Origin of the sequence: Thioclava dalianensis, from assembly GCF_000715505.1 — a bacterium.
Classification (GTDB): Bacteria; Pseudomonadota; Alphaproteobacteria; order Rhodobacterales; family Rhodobacteraceae; genus Thioclava; species Thioclava dalianensis.
Genome location: NZ_JHEH01000022.1, coordinates 22,865 through 38,268 on the forward strand (window position 1 = coordinate 22,865; position 15,404 = coordinate 38,268).

At 59.5% G+C, this 15,404-nt stretch carries 14 protein-coding genes and 1 pseudogene; 5 read left to right on the forward strand and 10 right to left on the reverse strand.

The genetic code is table 11. The features are described from left to right. Nucleotides 1–31 precede the first annotated feature (31 nt). A complete protein-coding gene (locus DL1_RS20960; RefSeq protein WP_051693592.1) occupies nt 32–970 on the reverse strand; it encodes a helix-turn-helix domain-containing protein in 939 nt (312 codons plus the stop codon). 491 nt (nt 971–1,461) lie between these two features. Between DL1_RS20960 and DL1_RS21270 the strand changes: the two are divergent. After that, a pseudogene (locus tag DL1_RS21270) lies at nt 1,462–2,456 on the forward strand (IS481 family transposase); the annotation flags it as partial. Here DL1_RS21270 and DL1_RS14950 read toward each other — a convergent pair. The 6 genes from DL1_RS14950 to phnC form a co-directional block, all read right to left on the reverse strand. Then, the gene (locus tag DL1_RS14950; RefSeq protein WP_038067898.1) at nt 2,453–3,070 is read right to left on the reverse strand and encodes an LbetaH domain-containing protein; all 618 of its coding nucleotides are present in this window, start codon (nt 3,068–3,070) and stop codon (nt 2,453–2,455) included. The pseudogene DL1_RS21270 and the gene DL1_RS14950 sit on opposite strands and share 4 nt — an antisense overlap. A 9-nt stretch (nt 3,071–3,079) precedes the next feature. Further along, nucleotides 3,080–3,730, reverse strand: a complete 651-nt coding sequence (locus DL1_RS14955; protein ID WP_038067900.1) for an SDR family NAD(P)-dependent oxidoreductase — start codon at nt 3,728–3,730, stop codon at nt 3,080–3,082. A gap of 4 nt (nt 3,731–3,734) precedes the next feature. After that, entirely contained in the window at nt 3,735–5,102 is a 1,368-nt protein-coding gene (gene phnE / locus DL1_RS14960) for a phosphonate ABC transporter, permease protein PhnE (protein WP_081856358.1), read from the reverse strand. Next, complete coding sequence (gene phnE / locus DL1_RS14965) at nt 5,099–5,965, reverse strand: phosphonate ABC transporter, permease protein PhnE (RefSeq protein WP_038067902.1); 867 nt, start codon at nt 5,963–5,965, stop codon at nt 5,099–5,101. The genes phnE (DL1_RS14960) and phnE (DL1_RS14965) overlap by 4 nt, the downstream gene beginning before the upstream one ends. A gap of 77 nt (nt 5,966–6,042) precedes the next feature. Then, nucleotides 6,043–6,954, reverse strand: a complete 912-nt coding sequence (gene phnD / locus DL1_RS14970; protein WP_038067903.1) for a phosphonate ABC transporter substrate-binding protein — start codon at nt 6,952–6,954, stop codon at nt 6,043–6,045. 56 nt (nt 6,955–7,010) lie between these two features. Continuing rightward, complete coding sequence (gene phnC / locus DL1_RS14975; protein WP_038067904.1) at nt 7,011–7,832, reverse strand: phosphonate ABC transporter ATP-binding protein; 822 nt, start codon at nt 7,830–7,832, stop codon at nt 7,011–7,013. A gap of 487 nt (nt 7,833–8,319) precedes the next feature. Here phnC and DL1_RS14980 point away from each other — a divergent pair, with 487 nt between their 5' ends. The 3 genes from DL1_RS14980 (at nt 8,320) to DL1_RS14990 (ending at nt 10,203) form a co-directional block, all read left to right on the forward strand. Next, nucleotides 8,320–8,826 carry a DUF6634 family protein gene (locus DL1_RS14980; protein ID WP_143081673.1) on the forward strand — a complete coding sequence of 169 codons (507 nt, stop codon included), beginning with the start codon at nt 8,320–8,322 and terminating at the stop codon, nt 8,824–8,826. Between the two features lie 92 nt (nt 8,827–8,918). Continuing rightward, nucleotides 8,919–9,683 carry a metallophosphoesterase gene (locus DL1_RS14985; protein ID WP_038067908.1) on the forward strand — a complete coding sequence of 255 codons (765 nt, stop codon included), beginning with the start codon at nt 8,919–8,921 and terminating at the stop codon, nt 9,681–9,683. A 133-nt stretch (nt 9,684–9,816) separates the two neighbouring features. Beyond that, the gene (locus tag DL1_RS14990; protein ID WP_038067909.1) at nt 9,817–10,203 is read left to right on the forward strand and encodes a hypothetical protein; all 387 of its coding nucleotides are present in this window, start codon (nt 9,817–9,819) and stop codon (nt 10,201–10,203) included. Nucleotides 10,204–10,681: 478 nt separating this feature from the next. Here DL1_RS14990 and DL1_RS14995 read toward each other — a convergent pair whose 3' ends face one another. The 3 genes from DL1_RS14995 to DL1_RS15010 all read right to left on the reverse strand — a co-directional run bounded on the left by DL1_RS14995 (nt 10,682) and on the right by DL1_RS15010 (nt 14,068). Then, the gene (locus DL1_RS14995) at nt 10,682–11,743 is read right to left on the reverse strand and encodes an LPO_1073/Vpar_1526 family protein (protein ID WP_038067911.1); all 1,062 of its coding nucleotides are present in this window, start codon (nt 11,741–11,743) and stop codon (nt 10,682–10,684) included. A gap of 475 nt (nt 11,744–12,218) precedes the next feature. Continuing rightward, the gene (locus DL1_RS15005) at nt 12,219–12,791 is read right to left on the reverse strand and encodes a hypothetical protein (RefSeq protein WP_038067913.1); all 573 of its coding nucleotides are present in this window, start codon (nt 12,789–12,791) and stop codon (nt 12,219–12,221) included. A 221-nt stretch (nt 12,792–13,012) separates the two neighbouring features. Continuing rightward, the gene (locus tag DL1_RS15010) at nt 13,013–14,068 is read right to left on the reverse strand and encodes an SMEK domain-containing protein (protein WP_038067914.1); all 1,056 of its coding nucleotides are present in this window, start codon (nt 14,066–14,068) and stop codon (nt 13,013–13,015) included. 160 nt (nt 14,069–14,228) lie between these two features. Here DL1_RS15010 and DL1_RS15015 point away from each other — a divergent pair, with 160 nt between their 5' ends. After that, nucleotides 14,229–15,296 (forward strand): IS110 family RNA-guided transposase, encoded by a 1,068-nt coding sequence (locus tag DL1_RS15015; RefSeq protein ID WP_038067915.1) that lies wholly within the window; start codon nt 14,229–14,231, stop codon nt 15,294–15,296. The last annotated feature ends 108 nt before the right edge of the window (nt 15,297–15,404 follow it).

Sequence of the window (15,404 nt, forward strand, 5' to 3'; positions counted from 1 at the left end):
GCTGGGTGCGCACGGCGCCCGCGCATGACGATCAGCGTCCGCCCCGGATTGGCGCACGGGCGCGGCGCAGCGTTTTCGATGGCAACTCCCCGAAACGCTGCTTGTACGCGTGGCCCGTGCGCCCGAAGTGGAATAGACCGCACGCGAGTGCCGCAGAGGTCACGGTGGTCGCCTCTTCCGCCGTCATGAGACGTGCGCGCAGCGCGCTCAGCCGCAAATCCGCGATATACTGCCGAGGCGATTGTCCCAGCCAGGAGGAGAACGCCCGCTGCAAGGTCCTGAGATCGACCCCGGCCGCATCCGCGACCTCCTGCACGGTGAGGGCACTCGAGTAAGATTCTGCGATGAAGTCCCGCGCCGTCGCGAGAACTCGCTGCACGCTCTGATCTCCCGGAGTCAGTCGATCCGGGGCCGCGGGCGACATGGATTCCATGAACATCTCGTCGATCAAGGCTTCGATCAGCGCGATTTTCGTATCGAAGACGAAATCTGCCACGTCGTGGATTTCGAACGATAACTCGAGAAGCTGCCGGAGTTGCAGGCATTTGTTATAATTCGGAACGTGTTTGCCGGGCGGCTCGCCCGGCTCGCCCATGGATCGACCCGCTGGCGCTATGACGGAGTAACTCTCATAGGCTCCCCCGTCGGACCCAGGCATGAGGCGGCTGTGCCACTCAGCTTTTCCGATGCGAAACATATCGCCGGGTTTGAGAGCATAGCGAGCTCCGGCCACCGAAACTTCGCTATGTCCTCCGCCGACGATCGTGAGGACGGTGCGGTCCGGCTCGATGAACGTGCCTTCGTGCCCGGTGGAGTTCACCGCGACGACCGTGAACCCACGCGGCCCGGGAGGCAGGCGCCTGTGACGCAGTCTCTGCACCGGGCCAAAAAACTTGAAATCGCGGACTTTGGAAAAGATCTGCGGAAGTTCGGATCCGGGTCGAAACTCATTGATAGAAATCTGAGACATGAAGGCACGCCCAATTCATCACGGTTGCGTTATCGTACCACGCCTCAGCCCCGTCCGCGAAGCCGAACTTGCCTTTTCTTCACCAAGCACATCCCGGTCTCGACGCCGATTTTTTGTGTAACGTCAGAGGGGTTGCGATGCTCCTCCATGCAGGTCGAACTCGGCATCGGCAAGAAATCTCCGCTTGGGAGACGCACCACGAAGCAGAGGAAATCAACTGCGCGCCCTTATTGCGCGCGCAGGCGGACGATAAAATTGTTCCCAAAAGCGCAGAGGCGTTCGTTTCCTTGGTTGCCTTTTGAATGCAAGGAAAGCTCAAAAACAGGAATATTTGGCGCAAATGACTGCTTTGTCGTTGGCCTTCAACATTGGTCACATCCGCAGCTAGCTGTTTGATCCCAGGGTTTGATGGTGTGATCCTTTCTCAGGACTGGAAGGAAGCATTATGGGACAAGTTCGTCATGGCAGCGCCACGATCCCGTTGACCGACAGGTGAATGCGCGCATTCACCGAGAGGGGCGCACGCCGTCAGAGCTGCAGTACAGCGGTCGCAAGCTTCGCTCGCGCAGCTGAGCAAGGAGCTGGGCATCAACCCCAAAACCGTCGCGAAGTGGCGCAAGCGCGCGACTGTCGAAGACTTGAAGCCCGGGCCAAAGGAGCCGCGTTCGACCGTTCTTACGGAAGCGGAGGAAGCAATGATCGCCGCCTTCCGGCGGCATACGCTGTTGCCGCTGGATGATTGCCTCTATGCCTTGCAGCCAACAATCCCGCGCCTAACCCGGTCAGCGCTTCATCGTTGCCTGCAGCGGCATGGGATCTCGCGCTTGCCGGATATCGAGGGCCCCTATCGGGACATTGCTGCGCAATACCCTGCCGGGCGGCGGACAAACCAAAGCGGCAGAAGTTCAAACGCTACCCAATCGGCTTTTTCCATATCGACATCGCGGAAGTTCAGACGGTTGAGGGGAAGCTCCATCTCTTTGTGGCCATTGATCGAACCAGCAAGTTCGCGGTCACCCAACTTGTCGAAAAGGCCGATCGCAAGACAGCCTAGGAATTTCTTGAGCACCTGCTCAAGAGGGTTCCCTACCGCATCCACACGATCCTGACCGACAATGGCATCCAGTTCGCCGAGCAACCCCGGAACAGGAACACAGCGTATTCGCGCCAGATGCGCTTCGATATGATCTGCGAGGCAAATGGGATCGAGCACCGCCTGACCAAACCGAACCATCCTTGGACCAACGGTCAGGTCGAGAGGATGAATCGCACGATCAAAGAAGCCACAGTCAAGCGATACCACTACGACAGCCACGATCGGCTGCGCACACACCTCGCGGACTTCATGGCAGCCTACAACTTCGCCCGCCGGCTCAAGACGATCAATGGGCTCACGCCTTACGAATACATCTGCAAAATCTGGACGTCAGAGCCAGACAGATTCATCATTGATCCGATCCACCAAATGCCGGGACTAAATACCTAGGCCTTGTATTTTGCGACAAATTCCGCAGCCGGGAGCGCACGGAAATCAGCCAGCGCCGCGTGCAGGCGCTCATGCTCCCAATCCCACCAGGCGAGGTCGAGCAGGTCCTGCGCGACCTCATCGGGAAAGCGCATTCGCAGCGGTTCGGCCGCGACCCCGGCGACGATCGTGAACGGCGCCACATCCTTCGTCACCACCGCGCCCGATGCGACCACGGCCCCTGCCCCGATCGTGACTTCGGGCTTGATGATCGCACCATGCCCGATCCAGCAATCCGGCCCCAGTGCCGTTCGGCGCGACGCGCGTTGAACGAAGAATTCGTCCCAGTCGGCCTCATCCGCCCAATAATAGTGAGATCTGTAAAGGAAGTGATGCTGCGCCGCGTTGCGCCACGGATGATCGGTCGGCCCGATCCGGGTGAACGCCGCGATATTTGCGAATTTCCCGACACTCGTGTTCGTAATATCGGCATAGCGGTCGCAATAGGCGTAATCGCCGAAATCGGAATTCAACACGCGGCTGCCACGCCCCAGCTCGCAATAGCGCCCGAAGGTCGAATTGCTCACCTCGCAATCGGCGGGAATATGGGGCGTATCGGGATCAAGCTTGGGCATGGTCGCCTCTCAGAAAGGACGGGGGCGTCCGTCGGACTGCAGGAAAGCGCCGGTCTGCGCCAGTTGCAGCCCGGCGGCCGTGTCGAGGATTTCGCAGGCGACATCTTCGGGGTCGCGATCGGCCTCTGGCCCGCCCATATCGGTGCGCACCCAGCCGGGGTCGATCAGCGCAACGGGAATCCCTTCGGGTTCAAGCTCGGTGGCAAGCCCCTGCATCACCTTGTTGAGCGCCGCTTTCGAGGCGCGATAGGCGATCCGGTCGGGCTTGCGATACCCCATCCAGGCCATCTGCGAAGATATCGCGAGAATGCGCCCGCCCTTCCCCGCGCGCAAATTGGGCAGCAGAGCCTGTGCAAGCGCCAGCGGGGCGAGCGTATTGATCCGCATCGTCTCGGCAAAGCCGTCGAAATCCATATCCAAAGGGCTTTGCGTCGCGGGCCCGATGATGCCCGCATTGAGGATCAAGCAATCGAGCGGACCGCTCTGTGTCGCAACCCCTGCGAAGGCGTCGAAATTCGCCATGTCGAGCGTATGGAGCACGACGCCCTCTGGCGCCCCACCCCGTCGCAGCGTTCCCTGCACATCCCAACCGCGCAGGACGGCTTCCTCGGCCATAGCGCGACCGAGCCCCCGATTGACGCCGGTAATCAGCAGACGCATGCGCTCAGCCCTTGATGAAGCGACGGCGCAACCAGCCCGAGATCGTGTCCATCGCCATCACCGTCAGGACGATCAGGATCACGTAGTAGCAGACCTCTTCCCAATCCTTCTGGGTGATGATCGCCTGCGTCAGCAGCAGGCCGATCCCGCCGCCCACCAGCGCGCCGATCACCGTGGCCGAGCGGGTATTGGATTCGAGATAATACAGTAGCTGCGACAGGATCACCGGGGCGAGCTGCGGGATCACCCCGAAGCGCGCGCGTTGCAATCCGTTGGCCCCGGTCGAATTGACGCCCTCGACCTGCTTGCCGTCGATATTCTCCAGCGCCTCCGAGAACATCTTGCCGAAGGTGCCGGTGTCGGTCATCAGGATCGCGAGCGAGCCCGTCAGCGGCCCCGGCCCGAAGGCGCGGCTCAGGATTACCGTCCAGATCAGCCCGTCCACCCCGCGCAGGAAATCGAAAAAGCGGCGCAGGCTCAGGCGGATCGCGTTGAGCGGTGTGAAATTGGTGGCCGCCAGGAATGCCAGCGGCAGCGCGATCATCCCTGCGCCCATCGTGCCGAGGAAAGCCATCAGGACGGTCTCGAGCATCGCCCAGGCCACCGCCGAGTGGTGCCACATGTTGTTGTGCCAGAAATCGCTCGCCATCGCCTGGATGTTGGGCATGTCCGGGTTCACCCGGTCCTTCCAGAGCGCGAGTGCGGCGAGCTGGCCGGGGCTCTTGCCATGGAACGGGCTATCGAGGGTGAAGAAGAACAGTTCCCAGCCGGGAAAGTAGCGGAAGGTCTCGGTGCGGTTGCGCGTCATCGAGAAGCGCCAGTCGCCCTGATCCACCGAGACGCGGGTGTTCGAGACCGAAATCCATTCGGGCATCGCGCGCCCCGGTGGCAGGTCGAGCTTCACGTCACGCCCCTCCACCGAGACCGTCACGAGGCCGAAATCCGGGATCGCGAGCTTCGCGACGCGGTCGGCGAGATATGAGACATGCGCGCCGCCGGGCAGGTCGATCTCGGTGTGCTGGCCGGTGCCGCGATGCACCCATTCGGGCGGCGCATCCGCGGGGTAGGTCCCGCGCCGCTCGCCCTCGATCGCCACCACGGTCTCGTCGCTGCGCGCCTCGTAGGCCACCTGCGTCTTGTAGGACCAGAAGTCGCGCAGCAGCACACGGGCATGATCGGGCTTGGCATGGCCCAACACGGTCGCGAGGTCGAAGGCGAAGACGATGTAGATACCGTAGGCCAGCAGCACGAGCGGCACGGCGAGCGCGCGCCGCTTGCGCCAGCGGAAATTCGTCACGAGTGCGTGGGTGCGCGCCGCAAGATCGGGCTTCGCACCGGTCGCGCCCTGAAGATCGGTCGTGCTCAGGCTCATATTCGCCCCTCGTCGAGCTTGCCGCCGCGCACCAGCCGCGCGCGGGCCCGGTCGGAAATTGTGTCCACCACGACGATCGTGGCGAAGAGAAGCGCAAAGATCGCGACGACCGAGTCGTAGCGTCCCGTGCCCCATTGCAGCGCGGTCTTGAGGTCGTAGCCGATCCCGCCCGCGCCGACGAAGCCGAGGATCGCCGAGGCACGGATGTTGATCTCAAAGCGTAAGAGCGCATAGGAGGACCAGTTCGGAGCAACCTGCGGGATAACCCCCAGCCAGATCCGCTGAAACCAGCCCGCGCCCACCGATTGCAGCCCCTCCACGGGCTTGAGGTCGGAATTCTCTGCCACCTCGGAGAACAGCTTGCCCAGCGCGCCGAAGCTGTGCAGCGTGATCGCGAGCATCCCCGCCACCGGGCCGCCGCCCAGCAGGTAGATCAGCACGAGCGCGGTCACGATCTCGGGCAGCGCGCGCATCACATCCATCATCCGGCGGAACACCGGGATCAGTCGCGGCCAGGGAGCGAGCCCGCGCGTGGAGAGCACTGCGAGGACCATCGCGCCAATCCCGCCAACCACGGTGGAGACGGCCGCGACGTTGAGCGTCTCGATCAGTGCGGGCACCGCCGCCCAGAGCCGCGCGGGCAGGTTGCGCCACTTGGTCAGCGCCTCCGCGAGGATCTCTTTGGGAAAATCGAGAATGCGGTGGAAGCCTTCGAAGAAGCCGCCCGCGTTGCGATCATCCGCGACCGTGAACCCCGAGGCCATCAGCGCCACGAAGATCACGAGGATCAGCCCGCCATAGAGCCGCTTGCGCCGTGTCTGGGCGAGATAGTTCTCGGTCATCTGGATATCGGTGGCGCTCATTGGCCCTCCCGCGAGGCGTCAGGTCGTGAAACGGGCCGGGAATGTGCCCCCGGCCCGCGTGGTTCGAAGACCGAAGATTACGAGCCCTGCTCGATCTTCTTCTTACGCACCTCGATGATGGTGTCGTAGTAGTCAGGCGAAATCGGGACGAAGCCCGCGGAGTCGCCGCCCGCCACGTTATACTGGCACTCGGCGTCGGTCTGCTTGAGATCCTCGAGCAGTTTCGTGACCTTCGCCTTGGCGTCCGCGGGGACCGTATTGCGGATCACGAAAGGGCCGTTCGGGATCGGCTTCGAGCGCCAGATCTCGACGAGGTTGTTCATGTCCACGAGCCCGGCATCCACGGCCTTGCGCAGTGCGCCGTTGTTGAAGCCGTCTGCCCACGCGCCCTGGCCGTCGGCCCAGGTCACACCGGCGTCGATGTCGCCATTATAGACCGCGATGATGGTCTGCTCGTGGCCGCCGGTGAACTTCACCTCGCCGAAGTAGTCGCCCGACTCCATCGAGTGACCGGTCGCCTTCGGGATCTCCACCGAGGGGATCAGGTAGCCCGAGGTCGAATTCGGGTCGCCGAAGCCGAAGGACTTGCCCTGCATGTCGCTCAGCGAGGTGATGCCGCTGTCCTTGCGCGTGAAACCGACCGAGTAATAGACGTAGGAGCCGTCGGGGTTCGCGGTGGTCAGGATCGGGGTCACGGCACCCGGATCGTCGAGCGCGATCTTGGCGTAACCGGAAGCGCCGAGGATGGCGAGGTCGATCGTGCCGCCCATCAGGCCCTGGAGAACGCCGTCATAGTCTGCCGGTGCGTAGAGCTTGACCGGAACGCCCAGTGCGTCCTCGACATGCTGCTGCAGACAGGCGTTATTGGCCAGGCGATCCTGGGCGTTCTCGCCGCCAAGGATGCCGATGTTGAATTCCTTGAGCTCCTCGGCCGAAGCCGCACCGGCAAGGGCGGTGGTCGCGGCCAGGATGGCAAGCATCTGTTTCATGGTCGTTCCCTCTTGAAGATGGCCCCGCCTCCACCGGGCTGCGGGCCGGTTGCTACTCAGTCGCCCATCAGGGCGGCCGCGTATTTGGTATCCGGGCCGAGCCCTTCGATCGCGGTCGAGGTGGCACTCTCGGAAAAGCTGGCATCGGCGCCGTAAATCTCGCGCGCAACCCCGGTGGTGAGCTGTTCGGGGCGCCCGTCGAACACCACGCGCCCGTCGCGCATCCCAATGACGCGGTCACAGTATCTGCGAGCGGTATCAAGCGTGTGGAGGTTGGCGATGACCATGCGTCCGTCCTCGGTCTGGATGCGCTTGAGCGTGTCCATCACGACCTGCGCGTTCATCGGGTCGAGCGAGGCGATCGGCTCGTCTGCAAGAATGATCCGGGGGTCCTGCATGAGCGCGCGAGCTATCGCGACGCGCTGCTGCTGCCCACCCGAGAGCGCCTCTGCGCGCTTACCTGCCTGCTCGGCGATGCCCAGCCGGTCGAGGATTTCCAGCGCGCGGCGGATATCGGCCTCGGTCCAGAGGTTGAACAGCGTCGAAAGCGTCGAGCGCCGCCCCAGCAGGCCATGAAGCACGTTGGAGGCCACATCCATGCGCGGCACGAGGTTGAACTGCTGGAACACCATAGCGCAACGGGCCTGCCAGTCGCGTTTGGCCTTTCCACTCAGGGCGAGAATATCGGTCTCGTCAAAGAGGATCTGGCCCGAGCTGGCATCGCCCAACCGGTTAATCATGCGCAAGAGCGTGGATTTCCCCGCACCTGAGCGCCCGATCACACCGGTGAAGCCTGCCCCTTCCAGCGACAGGGAGACATTATCGACGGCCGCCTTGGCGCCAAAGACTTTGCTGACTTGTCTGAATTCGAGCCGCATGTGCCCTCCCACGTTTCAACGGAGGGCTTAGGCAGCCGATGTAACGACTCCATCATTATTGCGTGACGAAAATGTGATACTCGACGGCGCCGTGTTCGTGCATAGCACCTGTGTCGCGGGCCCCGCGCGTCGTCTCCCCCAGACGTGGAGAGTAGGTGCAACCGGGCCTGACTTACGCTGGCTCCAATCATTCTGATGTGACGCGGCAAGCCCGGGACGTCGCTTATTCAATGGGCGCGGGCGAATACCGCAAGGGCCTTTTCGAAGAGGTGTGCGAAAAATCGGCTTTGAGAGCCGTCGCGTGACCTTCTGAGCCAACAAACTCAGGGGCCTCACCTGCCAAGCGCAGCATGCGAATAATTAACCATTTATTTTCAATTACTTACACATTCACAAGGCGGACAAAAACGAGTAACATCCACCCAACAACTTCCTCCGTCCCAAGGATGACACTGCCGCCATGACTGCCTCGAGAGCCACCCGCGCCATGCAACCCTACCTCGAACGGATTGAGCACCTGCGCTCTCTCAGGGACCGAGGCGCAGATTCCCAGAAATTGAAACGGCACATCCGAGAGGATCCTGCCCTGAGCCCTCTCTATCAGACCTATCTTTTCCTGATCACACTGAAGGATATGGGCATGGCTGAAACGCGCGGCGTCTTCGAAGTCGTTAACTTTGAGGATTGGATCGTTAGCCTCAGCACATGCAACCCTTCGATTGAGGATCTTGCGGATGGCCCCCTTCTTCTAAGGTGGTGCCCGATCAAGGAAAATGGTGCTCCCTTGCTTGTCGGACAAGTCTCCGGCCACCCGCATCTGCGCGAGGGCGCGCGCGTCCAGACATCGCCTCTCATGAACTTGCAGCCTACTGAGAGTTGGGCCCGGAGTTGCAATCGGTTCTACAATCTCGGTGAACGTGATGACGGGTTCTTGGCGGAACTTCGCAAAGACGGACGCCTCGCACCGAATGCGCAGCGTCTCGATCCCTTCTAAGGCGAGCTCAGAACCGCGCCCTGGTGAAGCGGACCAACATCCCATCGCGCACAAGACCCGCCAGCCCTGTCCTTGAAATCGTGGAACCGATCATGACCAACGCGCTAATCCTCGCTGACTTGCATCTCGACCTCTGGCATCGGGCAGGCCTCAACCCGCTCGACCAGATTGATTTCGAAGGTGTCGAGTTGATGATCATCGCTGGCGATCTGACAAACAAACCGCGGGTGCGTTGGAAACAGGCCTTCGAGTTGATCGGTGAGCGCATCCCATTGGATCGGGTGCATGTGCTCCCAGGAAATCATGATTATTACGACTTCCGTCTGGATGGCGATGATCGGCTTGCCGAGATCGCCCGCACAGCGGGCGCCAAGTTTGCGCAGAAATCCGTGATCACCTACGGCTCCACGCGCTACCTGTGCTGCACGCTTTGGACGGATATGCGCATTGGCACTGGAACGTTGGACGAGAATGCCGCCGAGGCTGCGCGGATCATGAACGATTACCGCTATATCCGGGTCGCGCACGCGGGCTTTCGCAAAGCGCGCCCGCTCGACACGGTTGGGTTGCATCGTGAGCATGTCGCATGGCTGGAGGCGCGGTTGTCAGAACCGTTTGCAGGCGAGACCGTTGTCGTGACCCATCATGCGCCCCATCCTTTCGCGCTGTCGCCGGGCGGACCGGTGCCGCAAGCCTATGCTTCGGACCTGAGCGATCTGATCAAGCGATATCAGCCTGATCGATGGCTGTTCGGGCATACCCATCTTACGACAGAGTTTCAGATTGGAACGACCAAGCTGCGCAATGTCTCGGTGGGGTATCCGGCGAAGGCGGCAACCAAGCATGGAAAGCTATGAAAATTACTGCTGATCGTCCGAACATTCTCGCGTCACCCGACACCCTCGGCGATCCGGCGCAACTCGTTTGGGCCGAGGGCCGAGCCGACCCGGTCGTGTCGAAGTGAAAACAACCTGCTTGCGGAGAGAGCGGATGGAGATCGAAGGCAACAGCTTTTCTCAGGTGGAGATCGAAGTGTTCCGGAAGGCTTATTCGCGCCTTGCGAGCGCATGGGGCCTGTCGGAGCACGAAGCCTCTGGCCTCCTCGGAATGCCTGAGCCAGTTTGGAGCGGCCTGCAGGAGCCGAGCGATGCCCCATCTCTGACCGAGGATCAACTCCTCCGGCTTTCTGCCGCGCTTGGGATCTACAAGGCACTTGAACTCTATTACGCCAAGCCGCTCGCGCGCTCCTGGATGACGCGCACCAACGCCGGGCCGTTGTTTCTCGGCGCGCGCCCTGTTGATGTGGCAATCGAAGGGGGATTGAAAAAAATCTTGGAGATCCGGAAATATCTCGATGCTTGCTTTGCTGGAGCGTGAGGCGTGGCCCGCACGGTCAGTGGATGGTGCCAGTTCACTTCAGCTAGTGAGCGTATACGGTTCGAAGGAAACCGGAGCTGTTACACGATGTGGGCAATTTGGGCGCATTTTGTTGAAAAACTCTTCGATCAGAAAGTTGCGCCGAGGACTTGGAATTCCGTTCGCCAAACCCGCAGGTTGGGAAACACAGTTTTGTAGAGAGCTGTTTGGCAGACGAATATTCTGAAAACTAACGGCAGCCGCTCAAGCAAAGAGTTTTTCAACAAAATCGGCGGAAAGCGGGAGTTCGCTGCACCTCGGACGAACGGCAGCGATACCACCAGTCGGCGCATCGAAACGCCAAGGGCCCAGTAGCCCTTGGCGGCCAATTATGCGTGATAAAACAGGCGTTCGGTCCATTCTTGCAAGACAGGGAGCAGAATTGCGGTGGTGCATCAACATTAAGTGATGATTCATCGTTCAGTCGAAAATGATGTTCCTAGGGCTTGATCCATATTGAAAGATCAACATTCTGCAATGGGCCTTTTGCCAGGTTCGCATGAGCTAGTGCGATTCCAATCGAAGTAAGCCGGGAGTTCCTAATTATTGGCTCGTTGTATTTTGCCATTACTTCGGCGATTCTTGGGAAATGAGCATTCATCACGCCTTGGAATTCATCTCCAGAGGGCTGGGAGTGTCTGGTGACCTCTTTATATCGTTCAGAATACTCGCCATATATTCCAAATTGCGGCAAAATCTTTTCAAGTTGAGGTCCTCTGACGGCAAATGCTTTTCGACCGTTGCCATAAGGTGATTCCACAATGAGACCTCGTAGCAACAACAAGTCGTAGTCAGTGAACTTATCCCGAAGATCGGCCTCAGATACGCCCTTTGTGATGATGTCCCCATATCGAGATGAAAATATCTCGAGCGCATCTGAATAGATGCCGAGACCGGACGGCGGGATTACACAGCCATGCGCCGCGAGATAGTTTATGGCTGATTGACTTGTTGAGATGTTGTCTAAGAGCGGCAGACAGAGACGCGAGTAATAGTCTGCGAGTTCTTGGATGTTCGTCAGCGTATTGATTTGAATATTCTGGAAGATGAACATCATGCTGAGGGTGTTAAGATCAGAATCGGGAATGGAGCCAACCTTAGCAATTGCATCGTTCAAGGTCAGCGAAAGGCGGCTTCGCTCTGCAACCTTGGATCGCTGCGCCACGAGATCGGTTAGAACCTCCCGTAAGCCTTCGTCGCCACTTCGAGCGAATGCTTTCTGAGCATCAAGAGTTGCTGCAAGAAAGTCCGGTTCACGAAACGCCTCCGATCGAGTCGTGCCGTCGGCTGCAAAACGCTCTAAAACGCCAGCTTCGAATATCTTTAGTCGGTCTTCGATTTGTGCTCGACAGGCATTACCCAGCGTTTCAACGTGGGCTGTCAATGCTGAAAGTATCTCCACCATCTGAGTAGGTGAGAGCCCGCCGTTGACGGTAACATCGCCTTTTGCCTGAATTGCGGTTGAGCCTTCAGTTGCGTTCTGTTTTTGGTCGCCAAGCATTATTTGATTTTCGTGTCACGGCCGGACTGAATGCCGGTTGAGCCCCCCCGCACGTCCTGATTCTGGCTTTTCCGGGACCGCGAGGCGCGAATTCCCCAAACGCCAAGAACAATTGTCACGATTAGGGCAATTCCCCAAAGGATAAGATTTGGTATATCCATGACGCCTCCTGCTGTTGGCGGTAGGCTATCCAAAAAATTCTGCGGAATCCACAGCGCAAGGTGGCAGACCCGATGAAAGGCCGCCTCGTCCGCACTGCTGACCTTGACCTTCCAGATCATGCTGCACAATGTCGCTGATGGCTTGTTTGAGGAAGCTGCGCCGCGGCAAGGCCGAACTTGGCGAAGGTCGGGATTGGGCCGGCCGTGCCGCTGTGCCTGGGCGACCTCGCATGCGCCGCTGCTATGTCGCAGCATGACCGGTTCGAGTCCAAGCCGCCGTTTGTGTACACTTGCAGCAGAGAAGAGGATGCGCCTTAGGACGATAGAGGGTGCAGAAGCAGCCCGTCTTCCTGCTCTACGTAACATTCGATGTTTCCACGGATTTTTTCGAAAACCTGTGGAAGGTATTCAAAAAGATCATTTATCTTCAAATCATGCCCTGGGAAGCCATGATATCGGCTGAGGTAAGAGATCATTTCCGATCGGTCATCTGCTGGCATCGTCACCAGCGGATCAGACACCCCGTAGTTCCAAAAATTCGTTAGGTGGATGAACTTCGAACTGTATTCGTATGCCAAGGATACCCACGAGTGATTATTCTTGGCGTAAGTGTGAAATTGGACATCGCGGATGTCCGTAAGTTTCCCCTTGGCGGTGCATCGTTGCCAGCGTGAACCCGAAAGGGCCTCCCGGCACAGTTCATCGCGATCTGCGAGGGGGACAGAGAAGGCCAAGTAATCAACCCGAATGAGGTTATCGATTTCCTGCCGTATGATCGCGGCACAGGCACCGTATAGTCCCTGAGCGTATAGCATTCCGAAGGCCTGATTGTGTTCACGCGAGCGCTTCTCGACGAGGCGCATATATGATCTGAGGTTCTCATGCATTAGGCCTCGCCTTTCTCACCTCGATCCCGCGCAGCGACGCTGGCCTTTTGAGGTTTCACATCATTGGCTCAGGCTGCCCCACGGTGCAATGGCAGCTTCAGTCCGCGCTACTGACCTCGACTTCTGATCGCATGCTGCACGAGCTCACATATGACCGGTTCGGGGAAACTGCACCGCAGCGACGACCTCTGTTGCCAAGGTCAGCTTCGGGCCGGTGTGTTTCAGACCGGTGCTGGACCAAGGGCGGTGAAGTTCATCGTCGAGAACAAGGTCTCAGCTGAGAGTTTCCGTTCGACCAGAAAATATGGAAGTGCTTCGGGCAGGTTCGTCTTTTGCGCGCCCGGAAAGCCGATGCTGATTCGGGGTGAGGATCCGTCGCCGTCGTCGTCGTAATCGACAAACTCCCAGCTTCGCAGCAAGCGAATATCTTCCTGTAGGACCCTCGGGTCGCTGTGTTTGCGCGAAACCAAGTCAGCATTGGCGGATAACCCGTTCGAGTACATACCAGGCTTATCGAGCCCGAGCGCGAGATCGCTGTTATCAAGCAACCAGCCTAAGAACTGGCGCGTCATGCGCGGGAGCAATTCCAGCCGGTCAATAAAACCATCGAGGGCCTTCTGTGCTTCATCGCGGCTATCGAACAGCCCACGCTCCTCGTCGTCGGCAAAAAGTAGCGAGGCGTCGCTGCGTTGGACCGCTGGACGCTCCTCGACGATCCCCGCGAGCGAGGTTGGGAATTTGCCGTCAATTGCAACCTCAAGTTCGACAGTGATGCGTTGCAGCTCGGCGCGCAGTTTCTCGTAAACTGCGCGGATCGTATCAATGTCGCTGCCAATAATCTGGCTCGCCAGTTCGGTCATTCCAATGATATTGCGGCGCTTAAATCCGACCCTCGCAGCCTGAACATTATCCAATTTGTATTTTGCTTGGCGCTCGCCGATGATCAGGACGTAGATCTCGTCGTAGAGATTCGCGTCTGCGTCGCTGATCGCGGTGAGCGTTTTATTGATCTTCTGCGGCGTTGCCTGCGAAGTCACTTGGATTGCGCGTTTTCTTGCGCTGGTCGTATCACCAAGATCGAGGCCAGGCGCATTCCGCCGTGTCTCGTTGAGATTGACCAAGTTCGCCTTGTGGATGAGGTTGAGCAGGTCCTTGAAGAAATCTTCGAGAATGCGATTGAGGTCGGTAAATCCGAGCTTGCTACGTGCGCGCACGCGCCCCGAAATTGTATCAAGATCGTCGATGATCGAGCCGATGAAAACTCCACGCGCGGTCATGTGAACTAATTCCTCGGATATTGTGGCTGGCCGCGCACTATACTTGCAACGTCCGCTTCAAGAAAGCCCCGCTGCAGCGAGGCCGGCCCCGGCGAATGACGGCTAATGGGATGTGCCGGCTGCTTCCCCGGGATCAACCGTGCAACAAGGAGAAGCAGCCATGTGTGCAAAGAAGACAGGACGTTTGGAAGACCTTGCCGTCGTCGGGATCGACATCGGCAAGGAAGCGTTTCACCTGGTCGGGTTCGACCGGTCCGGCCAACTGGTCATCCGAAAGCAGATCAAGCGCTTGGCCTTGAACACCACTTTCGAGCAACTTCCGCGCTGCATCGTCGGGATGGAGGCTTGCCTCAGCGCCCATTTTGTCAGCCGCACGCTGCGGAGAATGGGGTTCGAACCGCGGATCATCCCGGCGATCTACGTGAAGCCGTTCAACAAGGGCCAGAAGAACGATTACAACGACGCCGAGGCCATCGCAGAAGCCGCGTTGCGGCCTAATCTCCGGACCGTTTCGGAGAAGAACCAGGACCAGCTCGACCTTCAGGCCCTGCATCGGGTTAGGGCACGGCTGGTTTCGCGACGCACGGCCAGCATAAACCAGATCCGGGCCTTCTTGATCGAGCAGGGCATCACCGTCAGGTCGGGGCTACGGGCGCTGAAGAATTCCTTCGAAACGATCCTCGAACAGCGGCGAGACGAGATCTCGCCCCGGATGCGCGGCATCCTGATCGGACTTTACGGCGAGTGGATGTGGCTGGACAAACGGATCGAGGATGTCTCGGGCGAGATCGAAGAGATCAGCCGCACCGAGGAGAACTGCGTCAACATCATGACGATAGCCGGCATCGGGCCAATGATCTCCACAGCGATGGTCGCGGCCGTCGGCAAAGGCGAGGCCTTCGATCGAGGGCGCGATTTCGCAGCTTGGGTTGGCCTGGTGCCCCGACAATTCAGCACGGGCGGACGAACGATCCTCGGCCGGATCACCAAGCGCGGCAGTCGCTACCTGAGGATGCTGTTCGTGCAGGCGGCGAAGGTGATCATGATGCGCCCACACCGCTGGTCCGACTTCAGCTTTGGCCCGTGGCTCACTGAAGTCGTGGGACGCATGCCCAGAAACAAGGCCGCCGTAGCGCTTGCCAACAAGCTCGCCCGAACCGCCTGGAGCGTTCTGCGTCACGGCACCCGGTTCGACGCCCCACAAGACGCGGCCATGGAAGCGATCTGACACCCTCCACGGCCACAAAGGAGTTCGCGAAAGAGAGGACAGCATGGAACGGAGAAGATACGCCCCCAGAGTCTGACGGCCCACTGGGTCATCATCAACCTTGCGGCT

Excerpts from the sequence above, each read along its gene's own strand:
- DL1_RS20960 (WP_051693592.1), bottom strand. The coding sequence starts at position 970 with ATGTCTCAGATTTCTATCAATGAGTTTCGACCCGGATCCGAACTTCCG.
- DL1_RS14950 (WP_038067898.1), bottom strand. The coding sequence starts at position 3,070 with ATGCCCAAGCTTGATCCCGATACGCCCCATATTCCCGCCGATTGCGAG.
- DL1_RS14955 (WP_038067900.1), bottom strand. The coding sequence starts at position 3,730 with ATGCGTCTGCTGATTACCGGCGTCAATCGGGGGCTCGGTCGCGCTATG.
- phnE (WP_081856358.1), bottom strand. The coding sequence starts at position 5,102 with ATGAGCCTGAGCACGACCGATCTTCAGGGCGCGACCGGTGCGAAGCCC.
- phnE (WP_038067902.1), bottom strand. The coding sequence starts at position 5,965 with ATGAGCGCCACCGATATCCAGATGACCGAGAACTATCTCGCCCAGACA.
- phnD (WP_038067903.1), bottom strand. The coding sequence starts at position 6,954 with ATGAAACAGATGCTTGCCATCCTGGCCGCGACCACCGCCCTTGCCGGT.
- phnC (WP_038067904.1), bottom strand. The coding sequence starts at position 7,832 with ATGCGGCTCGAATTCAGACAAGTCAGCAAAGTCTTTGGCGCCAAGGCG.
- DL1_RS14980 (WP_143081673.1), top strand. The coding sequence starts at position 8,320 with ATGCAACCCTACCTCGAACGGATTGAGCACCTGCGCTCTCTCAGGGAC.
- DL1_RS14985 (WP_038067908.1), top strand. The coding sequence starts at position 8,919 with ATGACCAACGCGCTAATCCTCGCTGACTTGCATCTCGACCTCTGGCAT.
- DL1_RS14990 (WP_038067909.1), top strand. The coding sequence starts at position 9,817 with ATGGAGATCGAAGGCAACAGCTTTTCTCAGGTGGAGATCGAAGTGTTC.
- DL1_RS14995 (WP_038067911.1), bottom strand. The coding sequence starts at position 11,743 with ATGCTTGGCGACCAAAAACAGAACGCAACTGAAGGCTCAACCGCAATT.
- DL1_RS15005 (WP_038067913.1), bottom strand. The coding sequence starts at position 12,791 with ATGCATGAGAACCTCAGATCATATATGCGCCTCGTCGAGAAGCGCTCG.
- DL1_RS15010 (WP_038067914.1), bottom strand. The coding sequence starts at position 14,068 with ATGACCGCGCGTGGAGTTTTCATCGGCTCGATCATCGACGATCTTGAT.
- DL1_RS15015 (WP_038067915.1), top strand. The coding sequence starts at position 14,229 with ATGTGTGCAAAGAAGACAGGACGTTTGGAAGACCTTGCCGTCGTCGGG.